Source organism: Streptomyces sp. NPDC051662 (assembly GCF_040681655.1).
Taxonomy (GTDB): Bacteria; Actinomycetota; Actinomycetes; order Streptomycetales; family Streptomycetaceae; genus Streptomyces.
The window spans coordinates 1-20,976 of the sequence record NZ_JBFAZD010000031.1; the positions used below are offsets into that span (position 1 = coordinate 1).

General features: G+C 71.0%; 21 protein-coding genes. 14 read left to right on the forward strand and 7 right to left on the reverse strand.

All coding sequences use genetic code 11. From position 1 onward, the window contains the following. Positions 1-150: 150 nt before the first annotated feature. On the reverse strand, positions 151-432 hold the full coding sequence (locus AB0M67_RS34675) for an HPr family phosphocarrier protein (RefSeq protein ID WP_365751551.1): 282 nt from the start codon (positions 430-432) through the stop codon (positions 151-153). 154 nt (positions 433-586) lie between these two features. Between AB0M67_RS34675 and AB0M67_RS34680 the strand changes: the two genes are divergently transcribed. From AB0M67_RS34680 to AB0M67_RS34695, 4 genes are all read left to right on the forward strand, one after another. Continuing rightward, positions 587-3,430, forward strand: coding sequence for a GNAT family N-acetyltransferase (locus AB0M67_RS34680; protein ID WP_365751552.1), 2,844 nt, complete (start codon positions 587-589; stop codon positions 3,428-3,430). 91 nt (positions 3,431-3,521) lie between these two features. Then, entirely contained in the window at positions 3,522-4,118 is a 597-nt protein-coding gene (locus AB0M67_RS34685; RefSeq protein ID WP_365751553.1) for a DUF5998 family protein, read from the forward strand. After that, a complete protein-coding gene (locus AB0M67_RS34690) occupies positions 4,118-5,314 on the forward strand; it encodes a nucleotide pyrophosphatase/phosphodiesterase family protein (protein ID WP_365751554.1) in 1,197 nt (398 codons plus the stop codon). The genes AB0M67_RS34685 and AB0M67_RS34690 overlap by 1 nt, the downstream gene beginning before the upstream one ends. Positions 5,315-5,416: 102 nt before the next feature. Continuing rightward, positions 5,417-6,058, forward strand: coding sequence for a thymidine kinase (locus AB0M67_RS34695; RefSeq protein WP_365751555.1), 642 nt, complete (start codon positions 5,417-5,419; stop codon positions 6,056-6,058). Between the two features lie 77 nt (positions 6,059-6,135). Here the strand turns inward: AB0M67_RS34695 and AB0M67_RS34700 are convergent, their stop codons facing one another. Next, positions 6,136-6,912, reverse strand: coding sequence for a VOC family protein (locus AB0M67_RS34700; protein ID WP_365751556.1), 777 nt, complete (start codon positions 6,910-6,912; stop codon positions 6,136-6,138). Between the two features lie 207 nt (positions 6,913-7,119). Here AB0M67_RS34700 and AB0M67_RS34705 point away from each other — a divergent pair, with 207 nt between their 5' ends. Further along, positions 7,120-7,947 (forward strand): sulfurtransferase, encoded by an 828-nt coding sequence (locus tag AB0M67_RS34705; RefSeq protein ID WP_365751557.1) that lies wholly within the window; start codon positions 7,120-7,122, stop codon positions 7,945-7,947. Positions 7,948-8,052: 105 nt separating this feature from the next. Here AB0M67_RS34705 and sepH read toward each other — a convergent pair whose 3' ends face one another. Beyond that, positions 8,053-9,114: a septation protein SepH gene (gene sepH, locus AB0M67_RS34710; protein WP_365751558.1), complete on the reverse strand. Its 1,062-nt coding sequence runs from the start codon at positions 9,112-9,114 to the stop codon at positions 8,053-8,055. A 458-nt stretch (positions 9,115-9,572) separates the two neighbouring features. Between sepH and AB0M67_RS34715 the strand changes: the two genes are divergently transcribed. Then, positions 9,573-10,406 carry a hypothetical protein gene (locus AB0M67_RS34715; protein ID WP_365751559.1) on the forward strand — a complete coding sequence of 278 codons (834 nt, stop codon included), beginning with the start codon at positions 9,573-9,575 and terminating at the stop codon, positions 10,404-10,406. On the opposite strand, the gene AB0M67_RS34720 is transcribed toward AB0M67_RS34715, so the two are convergent. Next, on the reverse strand, positions 10,403-11,722 hold the full coding sequence (locus AB0M67_RS34720; protein ID WP_365751560.1) for a D-arabinono-1,4-lactone oxidase: 1,320 nt from the start codon (positions 11,720-11,722) through the stop codon (positions 10,403-10,405). The two genes, AB0M67_RS34715 and AB0M67_RS34720, sit on opposite strands and share 4 nt — an antisense overlap. Then, positions 11,682-12,929 (reverse strand): MFS transporter, encoded by a 1,248-nt coding sequence (locus AB0M67_RS34725; RefSeq protein ID WP_365751561.1) that lies wholly within the window; start codon positions 12,927-12,929, stop codon positions 11,682-11,684. The genes AB0M67_RS34720 and AB0M67_RS34725 overlap by 41 nt, the downstream gene beginning before the upstream one ends. Positions 12,930-13,088: 159 nt before the next feature. Here AB0M67_RS34725 and AB0M67_RS34730 point away from each other — a divergent pair, with 159 nt between their 5' ends. Both AB0M67_RS34730 and AB0M67_RS34735 read left to right on the forward strand, forming a co-directional pair. Beyond that, on the forward strand, positions 13,089-14,216 hold the full coding sequence (locus AB0M67_RS34730; RefSeq protein ID WP_365751562.1) for a ferrochelatase: 1,128 nt from the start codon (positions 13,089-13,091) through the stop codon (positions 14,214-14,216). An 11-nt stretch (positions 14,217-14,227) separates the two neighbouring features. Beyond that, positions 14,228-15,043: an inositol monophosphatase family protein gene (locus AB0M67_RS34735; protein ID WP_365751563.1), complete on the forward strand. Its 816-nt coding sequence runs from the start codon at positions 14,228-14,230 to the stop codon at positions 15,041-15,043. A 177-nt stretch (positions 15,044-15,220) separates the two neighbouring features. Here AB0M67_RS34735 and AB0M67_RS34740 read toward each other — a convergent pair whose 3' ends face one another. Beyond that, a complete protein-coding gene (locus tag AB0M67_RS34740; protein ID WP_351390653.1) occupies positions 15,221-15,403 on the reverse strand; it encodes a hypothetical protein in 183 nt (60 codons plus the stop codon). A gap of 350 nt (positions 15,404-15,753) precedes the next feature. Between AB0M67_RS34740 and AB0M67_RS34745 the strand changes: the two genes are divergently transcribed. The 4 genes from AB0M67_RS34745 (at position 15,754) to AB0M67_RS34760 (ending at position 19,281) form a co-directional block, all read left to right on the forward strand. Beyond that, positions 15,754-16,407 (forward strand): response regulator transcription factor, encoded by a 654-nt coding sequence (locus AB0M67_RS34745; RefSeq protein ID WP_030350181.1) that lies wholly within the window; start codon positions 15,754-15,756, stop codon positions 16,405-16,407. Continuing rightward, positions 16,407-17,654 carry a HAMP domain-containing sensor histidine kinase gene (locus AB0M67_RS34750; RefSeq protein ID WP_365751564.1) on the forward strand — a complete coding sequence of 416 codons (1,248 nt, stop codon included), beginning with the start codon at positions 16,407-16,409 and terminating at the stop codon, positions 17,652-17,654. Before AB0M67_RS34745 ends, AB0M67_RS34750 begins: the two co-directional genes overlap by 1 nt. Before the next feature lie 402 nt (positions 17,655-18,056). Further along, positions 18,057-18,353, forward strand: coding sequence for a DUF4193 domain-containing protein (locus tag AB0M67_RS34755; RefSeq protein ID WP_030350183.1), 297 nt, complete (start codon positions 18,057-18,059; stop codon positions 18,351-18,353). A gap of 13 nt (positions 18,354-18,366) precedes the next feature. After that, positions 18,367-19,281 carry a hypothetical protein gene (locus tag AB0M67_RS34760; RefSeq protein ID WP_365751565.1) on the forward strand — a complete coding sequence of 305 codons (915 nt, stop codon included), beginning with the start codon at positions 18,367-18,369 and terminating at the stop codon, positions 19,279-19,281. Positions 19,282-19,317: 36 nt separating this feature from the next. On the opposite strand, the gene AB0M67_RS34765 is transcribed toward AB0M67_RS34760, so the two are convergent. Further along, positions 19,318-19,776 (reverse strand): DUF3093 domain-containing protein, encoded by a 459-nt coding sequence (locus AB0M67_RS34765; protein ID WP_365751566.1) that lies wholly within the window; start codon positions 19,774-19,776, stop codon positions 19,318-19,320. Between the two features lie 115 nt (positions 19,777-19,891). Here AB0M67_RS34765 and AB0M67_RS34770 point away from each other — a divergent pair, with 115 nt between their 5' ends. Continuing rightward, on the forward strand, positions 19,892-20,455 hold the full coding sequence (locus tag AB0M67_RS34770) for a PaaI family thioesterase (protein ID WP_365751622.1): 564 nt from the start codon (positions 19,892-19,894) through the stop codon (positions 20,453-20,455). Beyond that, on the forward strand, positions 20,452-20,976 hold the full coding sequence (gene dut, locus AB0M67_RS34775; RefSeq protein ID WP_365751567.1) for a dUTP diphosphatase: 525 nt from the start codon (positions 20,452-20,454) through the stop codon (positions 20,974-20,976). Before AB0M67_RS34770 ends, dut begins: the two co-directional genes overlap by 4 nt.

Below are 20,976 nucleotides of genomic sequence, written 5' to 3' on the forward strand. Positions count from 1 at the left end.
CACAAAAACAAAAACTCCTACCGGGGGGGGTGCTTGCCGCGGCCCCCCCCCACCCCCGCCCCCGCGGGCCCCTCCAACCCCCCCCCCCGCGGCTCCGTCGTGGAAATACGCTCTGATGTCCCGGAAGTCTCAGACCGTCCCGGGAAGTGCTCAGACCGTCTCGGGCAGCTCGTCGAGCCCTTCGGCGACCAGCTTCGCCAGCCGGTCCAGGGCGACGTCGGCGCCCTCCGCCTCGGACGCGAGCACGACCTCCTCGCCACCCTGCGCGCCCAGGCCGAGCACCGCGAGCATCGACGCGGCGTTGACGGGGTTGCCGTCGGCCTTCGCGATCGTCACCGGGACGCCGGCGGCCGTGGCGGCGCGGACGAAGATGGAGGCGGGACGGGCGTGCAGGCCCTCGGCCCAGCCGACATTGACGCGGCGCTCAGCCATGGTGTTGCCCTTCAAGTCTCAAAAACGATGTCTAGACCAGCGTCTCATGTGCCACGAATTGCTCCGGTGCCGACCCCGGACGGACCTCGGATACGCCCCGGTCACCGCCCCCGGACCCCGGGCCGTGGAGCCGTACGCGCCGTAGGCTTTGCCCATGGAGACGCCGTCGGACCATGCGTACCCCGATCACTGGGAAGCGGACGTGGTGCTGCGCGACGGAGGCACCGCGCGGATCAGGCCCATCACCACCGCCGACGCGGAACGGCTGGTCAGCTTCTACGAACAGGTCTCCGACGAGTCGAAGTACTACCGGTTCTTCGCCCCCTACCCACGCCTCTCCGACCGGGACGTGCACCGCTTCACCCACCACGACTACGTGGACCGGGTGGGGCTCGCCGTGACGGTGGGCGGCGAGTTCATCGCGACCGTACGGTACGACCGCATCGACGAGCGGGGACTCCCGGCGACCGCGCCCGCCGACGAGGCCGAGGTCGCCTTCCTGGTCCAGGACGCGCACCAGGGACGTGGTGTCGCCTCGGCCCTGCTGGAACACATCGCGGCGGTCGCCCGCGAACGAGGCATCCGGCGCTTCGCCGCTGAGGTGCTGCCCGCCAACAACAAGATGATCAAGGTGTTCCGGGACGCCGGCTACACACAGAAGCGCAGTTTCGAGGACGGCTCCGTACGCCTCACCCTGGACCTCGAACCTACCGCCGAATCCCTCGCCGTGCAGCGTGGCCGCGAGCAGCGCGCAGAGGCGCGCTCGGTGCAGCGCCTGCTCACGCCGGGCTCGGTCGCCGTCGTCGGCACCGGACGCGTACCCGGCGGTGTCGGCCGCACCGTACTGCGCAATCTCCTCGAAGCGGGCTTCACCGGACGCGTGTACGCGGTGAACCACGCCTTCGCCGAGGACCTGGACGAGCTGGACGGCGTCCCCGCCTTCCGGTCGGTCGCGGCGATCGGTGACCCGGTCGACCTCGCGGTCCTCGCCGTACCGGCGGAGCGGGTGCCGGAAGCGGTCGCGGACTGCGGCCGGCACGGCGTCCGTGGCCTGGTCGTCCTCTCCGCCGGTTATGCCGAGAGCGGCGCCGAGGGCCTGGAGCGCCAGCGCGAACTGGTGCGGCACGCCCGCTCGTACGGGATGCGCATCATCGGCCCCAACGCGTTCGGGATCATCAACACCGCCGGGGCGGTCCGGCTGAACGCCTCGCTCGCGCCCGAGCCGCCCGAGCGGGGCCGTATCGGACTGTTCACCCAGTCGGGAGCCATCGGTATCGCCCTGCTCTCCGGGCTCCATCGGCGCGGCGCGGGCCTGTCGTCCTTCATCTCCGCGGGCAACCGCGCGGACGTCTCCGGCAACGACATCCTCCAGTACTGGTACGAGGACCCGGACACCGATGTCGCCCTCCTCTACCTCGAATCGATCGGCAACCCGCGGAAGTTCACCCGGCTCGCCCGGCGTACGGCGGCGCTGAAGCCGGTCGTGGTCGTCAAGGGCGCGCGCCACAGCGGCAGCGCGCCGCCCGGCCACGCGGTCCCGGTCACCCGTATCCCGGACACGACCGTCTCGGCGCTGCTGCGGCAGGCCGGGGTGATCCGGGTCGACACGGTCACCGAACTGGTCGACGCCGGGCTCCTGCTGGCCTCCCAGCCCCTGCCCGCCGGACCGCGCGTCGCGATCCTCGGCAACTCCGAATCCCTCGGTCTGCTCACCTACGACGCCTGTCTGACGGAGGGCCTGCGCCCCTCGCCGCCACGCGATCTCACCACCGCCGCGACCCCGGAGGACTTCCGCGCCGCCCTCACGACGGCCCTGTCCGACCCGGCCTTCGACGCGGTCGTGGTGACCGCGATCCCGCACGTGGGGGAGACCGGCACGGCGGACCCCGCCAACGGCGGCGCCGTGGGCACCGCGCTGCGCGAGGCCGTGGCGAGCGCCCCGGGGAAGCCGGTCGCGGTGGTCCATGTGGAGATCGGCGGTCTGGCCGAGGCGCTGGCGGCGGTGGAGGGCAGCGCGCGGGGCCCGGCCGCGGACGCTCCCGGGACCACGGCCCCGCCCCCGCGACCGGCCGGCGAGGCCGCCACCCTCGCCGGCCCGCCCGCCCCCGCGCCGGCCGCCTCCGGCCGGATCCCCGCCTACCCCGCCGCGGAACGCGCCGTCCGCGCGCTCGCCGAAGCCGTCCGCTACGCGCAGTGGCGACGGCAGAGCGCCGAGCCCGGCAAGGTGCCCGAATCCCTCGACGACACCATCGACCAGAGCGCCGCCGCCCTGCTCATCGAGCGGCTGCTCGGTGAGACCCCCGACCGCCACGGCGTATCGCTCGACGCCGCCGGCACACGGGAACTCCTCGGGCTGTACGGCATCCCCGTACGCCCCACCCTCCCCGCGCCCGGCCCCGATGACGCCGTCGCCGCGGCGAACAGGCTCGGCTACCCCGTCGCGCTGAAGACCACCGCACCCCATCTGCGCCACCGCTCCGACCTCGGGGGCGTACGACTCGACCTCGCCGACGAGGCACAACTGCGCCTCGCCCACCGCGAGCTGACCGAGACGCTCGGCGGCCCCGCCGAGCTGCGGCCCGTCGTCCAGGCCATGGCCCCGCGCGGTGTGGACACCGTCGTACGGGCCGCCATCGACGCCGCCGCCGGAGCCGTGCTCTCCTTCGGGCTCGCCGGAGCGCCCTCCGAACTGCTCGGCGATCTCGCCCACCGGCTCGTACCTGCCACCGACCGCGATGTCGCCGAGCAGATCAGATCCATCCGTTCGGCGCCCCTCCTGTTCGGCTGGCGCGGCTCCACACCGGTCGACACCCCCGCCCTGGAGGAACTGCTCCTGAGGGTCTCCCGGCTGGTCGACGACCACCCCGAGATCGTCTCCGTCACCCTGGAGCCCGTGGTGGTCGCCACCCGGGGACTCACCGTCCTCGGCGCGAACGTCCGGCTCGCACCGCCGCCCGCCCGTGACGACCTCGGCCCGCGCCGGCTTCCCAGCTACTGATCGGCCGCCGGTCGAAACCTGGCGGTTCCGGCCGGATGAGGCCCGTACGGAGCGTCTCCGGCAGCCATCCGGCCACCGTAGGATGGAGCCCATGGCGAAGACCGGTACGACGACCCAGGGGCTGCGCACGGCGATCGAGCGCAGCGGCTACTACCCGGCTCTCGTGGCCGAGGCGGTGGAGGCCGCCGTCGGTGGCGAGCCGATCGCGTCGTACGTGGTGCATCAGGAGACCACCTTCGACGCCAATGAGGTACGCAGGCATGTCACCGTCCTCGTGCTGACGGCCCACCGCTTCATCGTGAGCCACACCGACGAGCAGACCGCCGACGCCAGCTCCCCGACCCCGTACGCCACCACCTCCACCGAGTCGGTCAAGCTCGACCGCATCTCGTCGGTCGTGGTCAGCCGTGTCGTCGCCAACCCGGAGTCGTACACCCCCGGCACCCCGCCGCGTGAAGTGGTCCTCACCATCGGCTGGGGCGCCGTCTCCCGGATCGATCTGGAGCCCGCCGCCTGCGGCGACCCCAACTGCGAGGCGGACCACGGCTACACCGGCAGCTCCACCGCCGACGATCTGAGCCTGCGGGTCAGCGAGGCCGGTGACGGCCCCGACACCGTCCGCCAGACGCTCGCGTTCGCCCAGGCCCTCTCCGAAGCCACCGCCGCCGGCACGGCGCCCGGCCGCTGATGGCCGCCGAAGCCCTCTGGCAGGACCCCGTTCCGCTCGCGCTCGACTCCGCGCCGCTGCCCGAGTACGGCAGCGGCTCGCTCGCCGATCTGCTGCCCACGCTCGCGGCTGGCCAGGGCGTACCGAACCTGACCGCGGCCCTCGCCGAACTGACCCCCGCCGACCGGAACTGCGTCTTTCTGATCGATGGCCTCGGCTGGGAACAGATCACGGCACACCCGGACGAAGCGCCCTATCTGACCTCGCTGCTCGGCAGCTCACGCGGCAACACGGGACGCCCGCTCACCGCGGGCTTCCCGGCCACCACCGCGACCTCACTCGCCTCCGTCGGTACGGGGCTGCCGCCCGCCGTCCACGGCCTGCCCGGCTACACGGTCCGCGACCCCGCGACCGGCGCGCTGATGAACCAGCTCCGCTGGAAGCCCTGGACCGATCCGCACGTCTGGCAGCCGTACCCCACCGTCTTCCAGCTCGCCGACGCCGCGGGTGTCCACACCGCCCAGGTCTCGTCGCCGACGTTCGCCCACACCCCGCTCACCAAGGTCGCGCTCAGCGGTGGGACCTTCCTCGGCCGGCTCTCCGGCGAGGAGCGGATGGATCTGGCCGCCGAGCAACTCGGCGCGGGGGACCGGTCGCTGGTCTACACGTACTACAGCGAGGTCGACGGCAAGGGGCATCGCTTCGGCGTCGACTCCGACGCCTGGCGCGGTCAGTTGATGTATGTCGACCGGCTCGTCCAGCGCCTCGCCGAGCAACTGCCGCCCCGGGCCGCCCTCTATGTGACCGCCGACCACGGCATGATCGACATCCCCTTCGACGAGGAGTCGCGCATCGACTTCGACGAGGACTGGGAGCTGCGCGCCGGAGTGGCGCTGCTCGGCGGCGAGGGCCGGGCCCGCCATGTCTACGCCGTACCGGGCGCCGAGTCCGATGTGCTCACCGTCTGGCGCGAGGTGCTCGGCGAGCGCTTCTGGGTGGCGAGCCGGGACGAGGCGATCGCGGCGGGCTGGTTCGGACCGCCCGGCGCGATGGACGAGCGGGTGTACGGCCGGATCGGCGATGTCGTCGCGGCGGCCCACGACGATGTGGTGATCACCGCCTCCGTACAGGAGCCGCACGAGTCGGCGATGGTCGGGATGCATGGTTCGATGACCCCCGTCGAACAGCTGGTCCCGCTTCTCGAAGTACGCTCTTAGGGCCTGTCCCGCGAAGATCCGCCGACAGGCCCCAGCGCCTGAAGGACCGCTCCTCGCGGCTTCCAGGCACTCCTCCTGTCACCGAAAGGCCGTCACCCCCTCATGCCAGAGCTGGTGTTCTTCTCCGGAACGATGGACTGCGGAAAGAGCACCCTCGCTCTTCAGATCGAGCACAACCGTTCCGCGCGCGGGCTCCAGGGCATGATCTTCACCCGCGACGACCGCGCGGGCGAGGGCAAGCTCTCCTCCCGGCTGGGCCTGGTGACCGATGCCGTCGAGGCCGCCGAGGGCTTCGACTTCTACGCGTATCTGGTGGACCGGCTCTCCAGGGGCGGCCGGTGCGACTATGTCATCGCCGACGAGGCCCAGTTCCTCGCCCCCGAGCAGGTCGACCAGCTCGCGCGGGTGGTGGACGATCTGGAACTGGACGTCTTCGCCTTCGGTATCACCACCGACTTCCGCTCCAAGCTCTTCCCCGGATCGCAGCGGCTGGTGGAGCTGGCCGACCGGGTCGAGGTCCTTCAGGTCGAGGCGCTCTGCTGGTGCGGCGCGCGGGCCACGCACAACGCGCGGACGGTCGGCGGCGTCATGGTCGTCGAGGGAGCGCAGGTCGTGGTCGGGGATGTTCACCAGAACGGGAACGAGGTCGGGTACGAGGTGCTGTGCCGGCGCCATCACCGCCGCCGGATGACCGCGGCCGGCGCGCGGGCCGCCACCCTCTCCCCGGACGTACTCCCGGTCTGACCTCGGACGTCCCGGGTCCGAGCCGCCGCTTCCGTGCCCGGCCGCTCACGCCATTGGGAGCCGCCGGTTGCCACGGGTCAGTGCGTGGCCGACCGTACGATCGTGAAGACCGCGCCCTCCGGGTCCGCGACGGTCGCGAGCCGCCCGTACGCGCCCTCGCTCGGTGGCGTGATCACCCGCCCGCCCAGTTCGGTCACCAGCGCCGCCGCGGCGTCCGTGTCGTCCACCTCGAAGTACGTCATCCAGTGCGAGCCCAGATCGCGGCTGAGCGACCGGCCGACGCCGTGCAGCGAGGCGACGGGCCGGCCCTCCAGACGCAGCGTCAGGAAGTCGAAGTCGGCGGAGACGACCGACTCCACGTCATAAGCGAAGAGCGCTTCGTAGAACTTTCCGACCGTGGATGTCTCACGCGTGATCAGTTCGTTCCAGATCGGTGTGCCATGGGCCCCGGCCACGGCCGTGCCGATATGCGCCGCCGCCTGCCAGATCCCGAAAACCGCCCCCGACGGGTCCGAGGCTATGGCCATCCGGCCGGCCTCGGCCGCGTCCAGTGGTCCGACACCGACGGTGCCGCCGCAGCTCCTGATCGACTCGGCCGTCAGATCCGCGTCGTCCGTGGCCAGATAGGTCATCCAGGCGATGGGAAGCTGCCGGTCCGGCGGAAGCTGGCCGATGCCCGCGATCTCCTTGCCGTCGAGCAGTCCGCGGACATACGGTCCCAGCTGCTGCGGCCCCGGCTGGAACTCCCAGCCGAACAGCGCTCCGTAGAACTCCTCGGTCGCGGCAAGGCCGTGCACCATCAGACTCACCCAGCAGGGCGTGCCGGGTGTGCGCCGGATCGCTGCCTCGGTCATCGTCACTCTCTCCTCGGACCTTCGTGGTGGCGGCCCCGTGCCGAACGCGAGCCGCCGTGTCATGGCCGTACGGCCGTGGAGATGCTGTCACCCACCCGCATCCCGCGCCGGATGGCCGCGCCGCATTTGGCGGGATCTCGATTCGCTGTTTACCCCCCGTTTCTTCACCGTTACGAGCGGCTCGGATCGTGCGGGAGGATGGCGCCCATGACAGCCATCATCACCGCAGCAGAACTCGCCTGCGAGTCGGCCGGGCCGCGCCCGCCCGTCCTGCTCGACACCCGCTGGCAGCTCGGCGGTCCGCCCGGACGCGGGCAGTACGAGGCCGGGCATCTGCCGGGCGCCGTCCATATCGACCTCGACCAGGAGCTGGCCGGCCCGCCGGGTCCGGCCGGCCGGCACCCGCTGCCCGAGGTCGCGGCCTTCGGCGCGGCGATGCGCCGGGCCGGAGTCTCGCAGGACAGGCCGGTCGTGGTGTACGACGGCGGGCAGTCCTGGGCGGCGGCCCGCGCCTGGTGGCTGCTGCGCTGGGCGGGCCATCCGGACGTCCGTGTCCTGGACGGCGGACTGGCCGGCTGGACCGGCCCCGTGACCACCGAGATCCCCGCACCGGAGGAGGGCGACTTCACCCCGGCGCCCGGCGCGCTCGGGCTGCTGGACGCGGACGCCGCGGCGGCCCTGGCCCGTGAGGGGCTGCTGCTGGACGCGCGGGCGGCCGAGCGCTACCGCGGTGACGTCGAGCCGATCGACCGCGTCGGCGGCCATATCCCCGGCGCGCTGTCGGCGCCGACCACAGAGAATGTGGCTGAAAGCGGTGGGTTCCTCCCGGCTCAGGACCTCGCCGCACGCTTCGCGGCGCTGGGGGTCACCGGTGATTCGAAGGTCGGCGTCTACTGCGGCTCGGGTGTTTCGGCCGCCCATGAGGTGCTGGCCCTGGAGATCGCGGGTATCCCGGCGGCGCTGTACGCGGGTTCGTGGTCCGAGTGGTCCGCCGACACGTCACGCCCGGTCGCCAAGGGGCCGGATCCCCAGTGAGCGGGATCCCCGGTGGACCGCGGTAGCTCCCGAGCGCGCCGAAGGGGCCGGTGCTCACCACCGCTGGTGAGCACCGGCCCCTTCCGCTCCCGCTGTACGTACGTGCTAATCCTGCTTCTTGCGGCGGGTACCGAACACGATCTCGTCCCAGCTCGGCACCGCGGCCCGCCGGCCCGGACGTACGCCGTCCGCCTCCGCCTGGCGGTCCGTCGTACCTGTGAGCCGGTCCCGGTGACCGGCCACCGAACGCGGCATCAGCACATCCGCGTACGCCGATCCGGCACCGGCGGAGGCGGCGGGCGCCACCGGCTCCTCGGCGTCCGGCTCCTCCTCCTGGTCCGCGGCCGGGCCCACGGGCTGCTCGGGCACCACCATGTCGCCGCGGAAGCTCGGCACCGCCTCCAGCAGGCTGGTCAGCGAGTCGCGCTCACTCGTGTCCTCCGGCTCGGGCGCGACCGGCCGCTCCAGCTGCCGGTCGAGGGAACGATCCAGCGGCCGGTCGCGCGGCAGCCGCGCGATCCGGGGCACGAACGGGAAGCTCGGCTCCTTCGCGGCGACCGTGTCGTCGGTGTCACCGATCAGCGCGCGCGCCTCGTCGTCCACGGCCTGTACGAGCCGCCGGGGCGGGTCGTACGTCCAGCTCGCGGAGTGCGGTTCGCCCGCGACCAGATAGACCAGCAGGACTTCCCAGGTGCCGTCGTCGCGGCGCCAGGAGTCCCACTGCACGGTCTCCTTGTCGGCGCCGCGCAGCGTCAACCGCTCCTGCACGGCCTCACCGAGCTGGGGCCCGGTGTTCTCGCCGGGCCGGCGCACGGCCGTCTTCCTGGCCCGCTCCGCCATGAAGGCGCGCTCGGCGAGCACCGGTCCCTCGAAGCGGCGGACCCGGTCCACCGGGATTCCGGCGTGCTGCGCGACCTCCTCGGCGGAGGCACCTGCTCGTATCCGCGCCTGGATGTCACGCGGTCTGAGGTGGCTCTCCACCTCGATCTCGATCTGGCCGAGACGGGCGCGGTCATTGCGCACGGCGGCGCGCAGCCGCTCATCAATCGGAAGCGTGTATTCCGTGCTGTCGGCAGCTTTGAGCACCAGTCGTGTGCCGTCGTTGGAGACGGCCACGACACGCAGTTCGGGCATGGGGACCTCCCGGGTGGTGCCTGCCGACGTCACGTGCGTCGCTGCTTCCGCTAGTCGAGTGTGGCCTGCCCGGGTGCAGCCTGCCACAACCTTTCCGTGCTGCTGCCCGGCGTGTCGGGCATGGGTCCTGGATCGCCGATGGCACGGTTACCTGTTTGCGACGCAGAGTGACGTACTGGGTCACTCTCTGCAGCAGGTGCCCGTACGGTGCCACGGCTCCGCCGGATCGAGTGCCACGTTCGGCCCCCTTCCCGTAGGTCCCGGACGCCCATGAGGGAGTCCGGCCCCAGGGCTCGCCACAGTACTCCATTCGGGCCACGGGGGTGGACCGGCGCGCCGCCCAAGTTCTCCCAGGGTAGGGGAGTTGGGTCTCGGTGACGATCCCGAACGGGTGTCCTGCTTCACAGAATCCCCAAAATCGGAACTATCCGTTTCGCCCAGTTGTCCTTTCCTGGTGCAAGGTGGGACAGATGGGCGATCAGGGACGGTAGATGGATCAGCGGTCGGGCAGCGGTACGCGACAGGACGAGAGCGAGGTATCCGGTAACGGGCGGGAACAGCGGCTCGATCTGAGCGTCGCGCAGGTCGCCGGGAGCACGCTCGCGACGGTCGCGGCGGCCGTGCTCGCCTCCCGGCTGGGTGTGTACGGGACGATCGCCGGCGCCGGTGTGGTCAGTCTGATCGCCACCTGCGGAGGCCCGGTCTTCCAGCATCTGTTCCGGCGCACCGGCGAGCAGCTGCGCGAGGTCACCGTCCAGGCGAAACCGGGAGGCCGGCAGGTGCCGGTACGGGACGATCCCGGCGATCCGCCGGTGCCGGACGGGGAGTTCGGGGAGGCCACGACCCATGGCACCCGGGTACGGGGCTGGAAGCGACCGCTCCGCGCGGCCGTTGTCGTCTTCGTGGTGGCCATGGTCGGCATCACCGGGTTCGAACTGGCCGCCGGGCGGGATCTGAACGGAGGCGAGGGGACGACCGTCGGATATGTCGTACGCGGCGGTGGCGGCGATTCCACCCCGTCGAAGGACCCCGCCAACTCCCCCGGCCCCGGCGGGGATCCGAGCGGGACACCGGACGAACGGTCGTCGGGCGGCACCGGAGGTACGGACCCGAGCGGCTCGCCCGGCACCGGACCGAGCGCGGATACGGGTTCGGGTACGGGCACGGGACAGGGCGGCAGTACGGATCCGTCACCCACCCCGACCACCACGCCCTCCACCGCTCCCTCCGGTTCCGGCACCTTCAGTCCGGCGCCGACCCCCTCCCACGGCACCGGCGGTACCGGAACGAGTGACCCCGGAACGGGCGACCCCGGCACGCCCTAACCCCCGAGGACCCGCCGCAGATGGTCGTTCCCGAACAGCCGGTCCGGATCCAGCCGGTCCCGTACCGCCGAGAACTCACCGAAGCGCGGATATACCCCGGACAGATAGGCCGCGTCCCTGGTGTGGATCTTCCCCCAGTGCGGCCGGCCGCCATGCGCGGTCATGATCCGTTCCACCGCCGTGAAGTAGGAGCGGTACGGCGTGCCCCGGTACAGATGCACCGCTATGTACGCGCTCTCCCGGCCCGACGCCGTCGAGAGCGCGATGTCGTCCGCCGGAGCCGTCCGTATCTCCACCGGGAAACTCACCCGCAGCGGCGAACGCTCGATCATCGCCTTGACCTCGCGCAGCGCCCCGATCGCGGCCTCGCGCGGCAGCGCGTATTCCATCTCCACGAAGCGCACCCGGCGCGGGGAAGTGAAGACCTTGTAAGGGATGTCCGTGTACGAACGGGCGGAGAGGGCGCGGCTGGAGATCTTGGCGAGGGCGGGGATGGTCGCGGGAACGGCCCGGCCGAGCGAACAGGCCACCTGGAAGGCCCCGTTGGAGAGGAGTTCGTCGTCGATCCAGCCGCTGAGCCGACCGGGCGGCGCCGCGTGACCCGCGCTCCGGTTGTTGCGCTTGGTGTTGCAGTTGCCGGTGTGCGGGAACCAATAGAACTCGAAGTGCTCGTTCTCCGCGACATGCTGGTCGAACTCGGCCGTGACCCGGTCGAAGGTCATCGGCTCCTCACGGGCCGTCAGCAGGAAGACCGGCTCCACCGCCAGGGTGACCGCGGTGACCACTCCCAGCGCGCCGAGCCCGATCCGGGCGGCGGCGAAGACCTCCGGGTTCTCGTCGGCCGAGCAGCGCAGCAGCGAGCCGTCGGCCGTGACGAGTTCCAGCGCCCGGATCTGGGTGGCTATGGAGGCCGAGTCGCGGCCGGTGCCGTGGGTGCCGGTGGAGGTGGCGCCCGCGACGGTCTGCTCCATGATGTCGCCCATATTGGTGAGCGACAGTCCCTCCCTGGCCAGCGCCGTGTTGAGCCGTTTCAGCGGGGTGCCGGCCGCCACGGTGACGGTGCCTGCCGTCCGGTCGATCTCCCGGATGCCGGTGAGCAGATCGGGGCGGATCAGCACCCCGTCGGTGGCGGCGACCGCGGTGAAGGAGTGGCCCGTACCGACGGCCTTGACCCTGAGCCCCTCCGCCGCCGCCCGGCGTACGATCCCGGTCACCTCCTCGACGGAGGCCGGGGACACCACGCGGGCCGGACGGGCCGTAACGGTCCCCGCCCAGTTACGCCACACTCTTGTGGCCGTCGTACGGTTCCTGGTCATCCGCCCCGTGCCCTCCCCGACTCGGTACCGGCCCGCGCAGCCGGCGATACCCCAGGAACGCCACCACGGCCGCGGCCGCGCCCGCCGCGACGGGCACCCCGTACCCCGCCTCGGCCCCGGCCGCGTCGACCACCCAGCCGGCGGCCGACGAGCCGAGCGCCACGCCGACCGCGAGCCCGGTACTGGTCCAGGTCATGCCCTCGGTCAGTTTGGTGCGCGGTACGTGCGCTTCGACGAGGGCCATGGTCGTCACCATCGTCGGTGCGACGGAGAGGCCCGCGACAAAGAGCGCCACGGCCAGAAACGGCAGGTTCCCGGCCAGTTGGAGGGGGATCATACTCAAGGCCATCGCGCAGATACCCACCAGCCACCGACGGGCCGGGGGCCCGGTGAGATGCAGCAGCCCGAACACCACTCCGGCGAGACAGGATCCGAGCGCGTACACGGCCAGCACCAGACTCGCGGCCGTCTTGTGCCCCTGTTCCTCCGCGAAGGCGACCGTCACCACATCGACCGCGCCGAAGATCGTCCCGGTCGCGACGAAGGTCGCCACCAGGACGCGCAGCCCGGGGGAGCGGAGCGCCGACCCCCCGGTGTGCTGCTCGCGTGGCCCCGGTACGGGCTCGGTGGCGCGCTGCGCGGTCAGCCAGCTGACACCGATGACCAGGAAGACGGCCGCGAGCAGCGGACCCGCCTCCGGGAACCAGGCGGTCGAGAGCCCGATCGAGACGATCGGTCCGACGATGAAGCAGACCTCGTCGATGATCGACTCCCACGCGTACGCGGTGTGCAGCTCGCGCGGTGAGCCACGGTAGAGCGCGGCCCAGCGCGCCCGCACCATCGCCCCGAGGCTCGGCACACAGCCCGCGCCCGCGGCGAAGACGAACAGGGTCCAGTCGGGGGCGGACTGCTGGGCGCAGACGAGCAGCCCCGCCACGGATGTCACCGCGACCAGTGTCGCGGGGCGCAGGATCCGCCCCTGGCCGTGCCGGTCGACGAGCCGGGAGATCTGCGGACCGAGCAGCGCGGCGGACATCGCCAGCGTCGCGGAGAGCGCCCCCGCCAGCCCGTAATGCCCGGTGAGCTGGGAGACCATCGTCACGATGCCGATGCCCATCATGGCCAGCGGCAATCTGCCGATCAGACCGGCCGCACTGAATCCCTTGGTACCGGGAGCGGCGAATATCGCATGGTAGGAACTGGGCAACGGACGCTCCGGTAAGCAATGAATCTGGCGATACAGCTTACGGTCGCGGGCCCGTCGTACGCGCCCCGATTTTCGGACCGGCGATACGGGGCGACATCGGCCGACGCCGGGCGGGGCGCGGTTGCCGGGCGCGGAGAGCCGGGTGGGAGGATCGGACACATGCCAGAACAGCTCGCGACTTCCCCCTACGACGCTCTCCTGCTGCTGTCCTTCGGCGGTCCCGAGGGCCCGGACGATGTGGTTCCGTTCCTGGCGAACGTGACCCGGGGCCGTGGCATCCCCGAGGAACGGCTGAAGGAAGTGGGCAAGCATTACTTCCTGTTCGGCGGGGTCAGCCCGATCAATGAACAGAACCGTGCCCTGCTGGACGCCCTGCGCAAGGACTTCGCCGAGCACGGCGTGAACGTGCCGGTCTACTGGGGCAACCGCAACTGGGCGCCGTATCTGACCGACACCCTGCGCGAGATGGCCGCGGACGGCCGGCGCCGTATCGCCGTCCTCGCCACCAGCGCGTATGCCTCGTACTCGGGCTGCCGCCAGTACCGCGAGAACCTCGCGGACGCGCTCGCCACCCTGGCCGACGAGGGGCTCGCGGTGCCCCGGGTGGACAAACTGCGCCATTACTTCAACCATCCCGGCTTCGTACGCCCCATGGTCGACGGCGTGCTCGCCTCGCTCGCGGACCTGCCCGAGGACGTACGCGCGGGCGCGCACCTCGCCTTCACCACCCACTCCATCCCCGACGCCGCCGCCGACACCTCGGGGCCCGTCGAGGCCCATGGCGAGGGCGGTGCATATGTGGCGGAGCATCTCGACGTCGCCCGGCTGATCGCGGACGCGGTCCGCGAGGAGACCGGCGTCGAGCACCCCTGGCGGCTCGTCTACCAGTCGCGCAGCGGCGCCCCGCACATCCCGTGGCTGGAGCCGGACATCTGCGACCACCTGGAGACCCTGCACGGCGAGGGCGTCCCCGCTGTCGTGATGGCCCCCATCGGCTTCGTCTCCGACCACATGGAGGTCCTGTACGACCTCGACACCGAGGCCACCGCCAAGGCCGCCGAGCTGGGGCTGCCCGTACGCCGCTCGGCGACGGTCGGGGCGGATCCGCGCTTCGCCGCGGCCGTACGCGATCTCCTCCTGGAACGCGCGGCCACCGAGCGGGGACGCGCGGTGGAACGCTGCTCCCTGGGCGCGCTCGGCCCGAGCCATGACCTCTGCCCGGTCGGCTGCTGCCCCGCCCGTGCCCCCAGGCCCGCCGCGGCGGGCGCCGACAGCCCTTACGCCTGAAGGAGCCCGCTGTGACCGACGCCCCGAACGAGGACGCACTGAGCGGGGAACTGCTCGCACTCGCCCTGGAGGCGGCGAGCCGGGCCGGCGCGCTGCTGCGTGACGGCCGCCCCGATGATCTGGCCGTCGCCGCCACCAAGTCCAGCCCCATCGACGTGGTCACCGAGATGGACATCGCGGCCGAGAAACTGATCACCGGGTATCTCTCCGAACACCGCCCCGACGACGGCTTCCTCGGCGAGGAGGGCGCCAGCTCGGCGGGCAGCAGCGGGGTCCGCTGGGTCATCGACCCGCTGGACGGCACGGTCAACTACCTTTACGGGCTGCCCACCTGGGCCGTCTCCATCGCCGCCGAACGCGACGGCGAGACGCTGGCCGGAGTCGTCGCGATCCCGTTGCGCCGCGAGATCTTCCGCGCCGTACGCGGCGGCGGGGCGTTCCTCAATGACCGCCCGATCGGCTGCCGTCCCGCTCCGCCGTTGGAGCGTGCCCTGGTGTCGACCGGCTTCAACTACGTCACCGCCGTCCGCGCCCATCAGGCGGAGATCGCCCAGCGGCTGATCCCCCAGTTGCGCGACATCCGCCGCGGCGGCTCGGCGGCGTCCGACCTCTGCGATGTCGCGGCGGGGCGGCTCGACGGCTACTACGAGCGCGGACTGCACCCCTGGGACCTGGCGGCCGGCGATCTCATCGCCCGCGAGGCGGGCGCGCACACGGGCGGCCGTCCCGGCACCCGGCCGGGCTACGACCTGACGGTGGCCGCCGCCCCCGGTGTCTTCGAGCCCCTTCAGGCGCTGCTCGACGAGTACGGAGCCTGGCACGACTAGGACAGGCCCCAGACCCGCCCGGGCCTGGATGGACGGGCACACGGAAGGGCCCCGGCACCGTTCCCCTCGGCGCCGGGGCCCTTCTCTGTAGGTATCTACGGCTCTGTAAGTGTCGTGAATCTGTATGTCTGTACGGCTATGGCTGTACGACCGGTGTCTGTGCGACCGCGGTGCAGGTCAGACGCCACTGGGAGCGCCGACCTCCACATCCACGCCGTGCTCGGCGGCAAGCCGGCGAAGGTCATCCAGCTCTTCCTGTTCGACATCCGCGAGGAAGTCGTCGCCCGTTTCACGGGCATGGGTGAGATCCGTTTCCGTGGCCTTTATACGCTGCAGAAGCCCGGCGGTGAACGCGTCCATTGCGCCCCCTCGTCGTGGGTCAGTGGCACGGGGGTGTGCCGACGTCGTGGTCGGTGGCACGGGGGTGTGCCGACGGCGGGAAGATCACGCACCCACTGCCTCTGGATGACAGATAAGGGTGTGGCATGCCACAAACAGGGCGTGATCTCGGGTGTGAAATCGTCTTCCCCACGGTCCGCCGCCGAGAAACCTCAACGCATCAACGAATCCCGTCCATTCCCGGATGTGCCAGGTCATCCGGCATCGCCTTACCGCCGGTTTATGGCCGTTAAGGGCAGGATGGGCCCGCACAGCCAGTGATACAACCTGCCCTGATCACGGGTGACGGGCCCAGAGGAAGGAACAGCGACGTGCGCGTACTCGTCGTCGAGGACGAGCAGCTGCTCGCCGATGCGGTGGCCACCGGGCTGCGCCGGGAGGCCATGGCCGTCGACGTCGTGTACGACGGAGCGGCGGCCCTGGAGCGCATCGGGGTGAACGACTACGACGTGGTGGTGCTCGACCGTGACCTGCCCGTCGTACACGGCGACGACGTCTGCCGGAAGATCGTCGAGCTGGGGATGCCCACCCGGGTCCTGATGCTCACGGCCTCGGGCGATGTCAGCGACCGGGTCGAGGGGCTGGAGCTGGGCGCGGACGACTATCTGCCCAAGCCCTTCGCCTTCAGCGAGCTGACCGCGCGGGTACGGGCGCTCGGCCGCCGTACGACCGTACCGCTGCCTCCCGTGCTGGAGCGCTCCGGGATCAAGCTCGACCCCAACCGCCGCGAGGTCTTCCGCGACGGCAGGGAGATCCAGCTCGCCCCCAAGGAGTTCGCGGTGCTCGAAGTCCTCATGCGCAGCGAGGGCGCGGTCGTCTCGGCCGAACAACTGCTGGAGAAGGCGTGGGACGAGAACACCGACCCGTTCACCAACGTCGTGCGCGTGACCGTCATGACGCTGCGCCGCAAGCTCGGTGAGCCACCCGTGATCGTCACGGTGCCCGGCTCCGGTTACCGGATCTGATGTCCGTGACGAGCACACCCGCGCCCTCCGCGCCGCCCCCGGCGCCCCCGAAACCGACCTGGGACCCCAGACGCCCGGACCAGTCGCTCCCCTGGGTGCGCCCGACCATCCGGATACGGCTCACGCTGCTCTACGGCGGAATGTTCCTGATCGCCGGCATCCTGCTGCTCTCGATCATCTATCTGCTGGCCGCACAGGCCCTGCATGTGGGCAGCGAGCTGCCGTTCAAGATCGTGTCGGGCAAGGTGAGCAGCGATGTCTGCAACTTCCCCGACCAGGCGCCCCCGGAAGAGTTCAACGCGGCGATGAACAGCTGCGTCAACCACCAGCGCCAGCAGGCGCTCGACGATCTGCTCAGCCGCTCGCTCTTCGCGCTGGTCGGCCTCAGCGTGATCGCGTTCGCCTTCGGATACGCGATGGCCGGCCGGGTCCTCTCGCCGCTGGGCCGGATCACCCGTACCGCGCGTCGTGTGGTGGGCTCCGACCTGTCGCGGCGTATCGAGCTGGACGGTCCGGACGACGAGCTCAAGGAGCTGGCGGACACCTTCGACGAGATGCTGGACCGGCTGGAGCGGGCGTTCAGCGCGCAGCAGCGGTTCGTCGCGAACGCCTCGCACGAGCTGCGGACACCGCTCGCGATCAACCGCACCCTGCTGGAGGTCCATCTCTCCGATCCGGGGGCGCCCGTGGAGCTCCAACAGCTCGGCAGGACCCTGCTGGCCACCAACGAGCGCAGTGAGCAATTGGTGGAGGGGCTGTTGCTGCTCGCCCGCAGCGACAACGAGATCGTGGAGCGAAAACCGGTCGATCTCGGTGAGGTCGCGGCCCGTGCGGTGGACCAGACGCTCTCCGAGGCCGAGACGAAGGGGGTGGAGATCCGTGGTGAACGTGTGCCCGCCGTCGTGCAGGGGAATGGCGTCCTGCTGGAAAGGATCGCGCTGAATCTGGTGCAGAACGCGGTCCGGTACAACATCCCGCAGGGTGGCTGGGTAGAGGTCACCACCGCGATCGAGCAGGGCCAGGCGGTCCTCGTGGTATCGAACACCGGTCCCGTGGTTCCCGCGTACGAGATCGACAATCTCTTCGAACCGTTCCGGCGGCTGCGGACGGAGCGCACCGGCAGTGACAAGGGCGTTGGCCTCGGTCTTTCCATCGCGAGATCCGTCGCGCGCGCCCATGGCGGACGAATTCACGCCGAACCGCGCGAAGGCGGTGGACTCGTGATGCGTGTCACTCTCCCGGTCTGAGAGACTGCGCGGAGTGTTCAGGCGGAAGATTGCTTTGTTCGCTTTGCGCGGAATTCTCGACGTCAGTTTTTGGCGGGCCCATGTGTGATCGATCACAGGGGCGAATTCCCGCCTATCCACTCTGTGTGATCAAGCCTTCAACGGAAAGCCGGTAAAGTCCGGGTTTCCAGGGGCCGGGATCACGGGAAGTACACGGGGTGGCGCCCGTGAAGTACGACATTGGGACCGTGTACGGTCCCCTTCGCACCCGAAGCCGATCACTCCACGTGAGTCCGGTTGGGTGTCGATTGAGTAACAGACCTTGATGTGAGGCAAAATCTCCGCCTCAGGTCGGGCACAAGTCCGGCCTCTCACGCGTTACCCGCGCTGAGACACCACAGACACCCAGAGGGGGAGAGCGACATGGCAACGGATTACGACACCCCACGCAAGACCGATGACGACGTCGATCAGGACAGCCTTGAAGAGCTGAAGGCCCGTCGGAACGACAAGTCCACGTCAGCGGTCGACGTCGACGAGTTCGAGCAGGCCGAGGGCCTGGAACTGCCCGGCGCGGATCTCTCCAACGAGGAGCTGTCCGTCCGGGTGCTGCCCAGGCAGGCGGATGAGTTCACCTGCATGAGCTGCTTCCTGGTGCACCACCGCTCCCAGCTCGCCAGGGAGAAGAACGGCCAGCCCATCTGCCGCGACTGCGACTGAGGTCAGGCCGGCCGTGGCAGGCGACACACCGTTCCGGAAACGGCGCTTCCGGCGTAAGGGTTCACCGGAGGTGTACGAGGGCGGCACAGGCCCGGCAGAAGGCGTTCAGCCCGCTGCCGAGCACTCCGCCCTGTCGCCCCGTTCCGTCACGGGTGACGACGAGCGAGGCCGGCCGGCCTCGCTCGAAGCGGACCGGGAAGACCACGGCGGCCCCAAGACCAGGGGCCGGCGCCTGGACACCGTCAAACGGGGTGTACGCAGGGGCGGCGACAGCGCCAAGGCGGCGCTGGCCCATCTCGCCGACCGGATCATCGAGAACGCTCCTCGGGTCCCGGTCCGCGATCTCGCCACCCTCCGCAAGCAGTTCCCGGGCCTGGGTCCGGAGGAGCTGGCGGACAAGCTGGTCGCGGGCGCGGCGAACAGCAGCTCAACGGTCGGCGCGGGTATCGGCGCGGCCGCGATGTTGCCCGTACCGCCCGCGATGCCGGCCGAGCTGGCAGCCGAGATCACCGCCGTCGCCGCGATCGAGCTGAAGCTCATCGCGGAGCTGCACGAGGTCTACGGACTGCGCCCGCCCGGCACGCTCAGGGAGCGCAGCGCCGCCTATCTGACGTCCTGGACGGAGGAGCGCGGGGTCGACATCACCAAACCGTCGACCTTCAACGGCGCGCTGAGCGGCCGGATGAAGCGTGAGCTGCGGCAGCAGATCATGAAGCGCACGGTCCGCAGCCTGCCGAATCTCGTTCCGTTCATGATCGGAGCGGCCGTCGGCGCGATGATGAACCGGCGGGACACCAAGAAGGTCGCCGAGCGCATCCGCAAGGACCTGCGGGCCCGCCAGATCGCCTGGGACGCGCTGCCCGCGCTGCCCCCGCTGGAGCGGCCCGCCGAGCTTCCCGTCGAGCTGCCCAAGGAACTGGGCCACTGAGGCACCCGGGCCCCGGTACGCCCCCGGTACGGGCTCTCAGGCGGCCCGTACCGCGTTCAGCGCCGCCGCCAGTGCCTTCGGGTCCCGTGTCGACACATAGACGTACGGCGTCGGGTCCTCCGGGTCCGTGATCTCCACGCGCAGCGCCGTCGGCACATAGCTGCGCAGCAGCATGAAGGCGCGCGGGTCGGCCTTGTGCAGCCGCCAGGCCCGCGCCTCCTCGGCGTCCAGCACCTGCGCGTCACCGAGCGCCGCGACCGGGATCCTCGCCTCGCCCGCGACCAGCGAGTCCGCCACCACCCGGATCCGCGCCGAGCCGTACGAACTCACCCCCGCCGCCGCCAGCGCGCCCGCGCCGATCACGCCGCCGAGCATCGGCAGCACCCCCATCGGCAGCGTGATCAGACCGCCCGCGACGGCGATCAGGGCGGTGATCCCCCACCAGGACGGGGGGGCGGTCAGGCGTTCGTCGTAGCGCGCTGCGGAAGGCTCCATGGAGCCAAGCTTGGCACGGTGCGGCTCCCGGGCGACCGCGCGGGTAAGGTCTGCGCCTGTGAGTAACGTGCCATCCCGGGGAACGCCCCCCGGATCCCCCCCGGGGCCGGGGCCCCTGACACCGCCGGCCGACGCCGTGCCGCCGGTACGGCACCCCGACGCCCCCGCTCCCGGTGAGCCGCTGGGGGCGCACTACGAACACTGTTTCGGCTGCGGTGAGGCACAGCCCCACGGGCTCCAGTTGCTGGCACGTGCCGGTGAGGGCGTCCGCATCATCGCCGAGTTCACGGTAAAGCCCGCCCACCAGGGCGCCCCCGGGCTCGCGCACGGCGGTGTGCTGGCCACCGCGCTGGACGAGACGCTCGGCTCGCTGAACTGGCTGCTGCGGGTGGTCGCCGTGACCGGCCGGCTCCAGACCGAGTTCCTGCGGCCCGTACCGGTGGGCACCTCGCTGTATCTGGAGGCCGAGGCCACGGCCGTCCACGGGCGGAAGATCTACTGCACCGCCACCGGCAGGCTCGACGGCCCCGAGGGACCCGTCGCCGTCCGTGCGGACGCCCTGTTCATCGAGGTCAAGATCGATCACTTCATCGACAACGGCCGCCAGGAGGAGATCCGGGCGGCCATGGCCGATCCCGACCAGATCAAGCGCGTCCGCGCCTTCGAGGTGAACCCATGAGCCCTGCCCCTGCCGGCCCCCTTGACGTGCTGATCCGCCGCATCGATCCGGAGGCTCCGCTTCCGTCGTATGCGCACCCCGGTGACGCGGGAGTCGATCTGGTCACCACCGAGGCCGCCGAGCTCGCCCCCGGTGAGCGGACGGTCCTGCCGACGGGGGTGGCCATCGCCCTGCCCGACGGCTACGCGGCCTTCGTGCACCCCCGCTCCGGGCTCGCCGCCCGCTGCGGTGTCGCTCTGGTGAATGCCCCCGGGACGGTGGATGCCGGGTACCGTGGAGAGATCAAGGTGATCGTGGTCAATCTGGACCCGCGCGAGAGCGTTCGGTTCGAGCGGTTCGACCGGATTGCCCAACTGATCGTCCAGCGGGTCGAGAAGGTGCGCTTCCACGAGGTGGCGGAACTTCCCGGCTCCGCGCGGGCCGAGGGGGGCTTCGGCTCCACCGGTGGTCATTCCGCTGTGGGCGGGGTACAGGGTGGGAATCGATACGCTTCGGTCGTATCCGACCGGGAAGGACAGTGA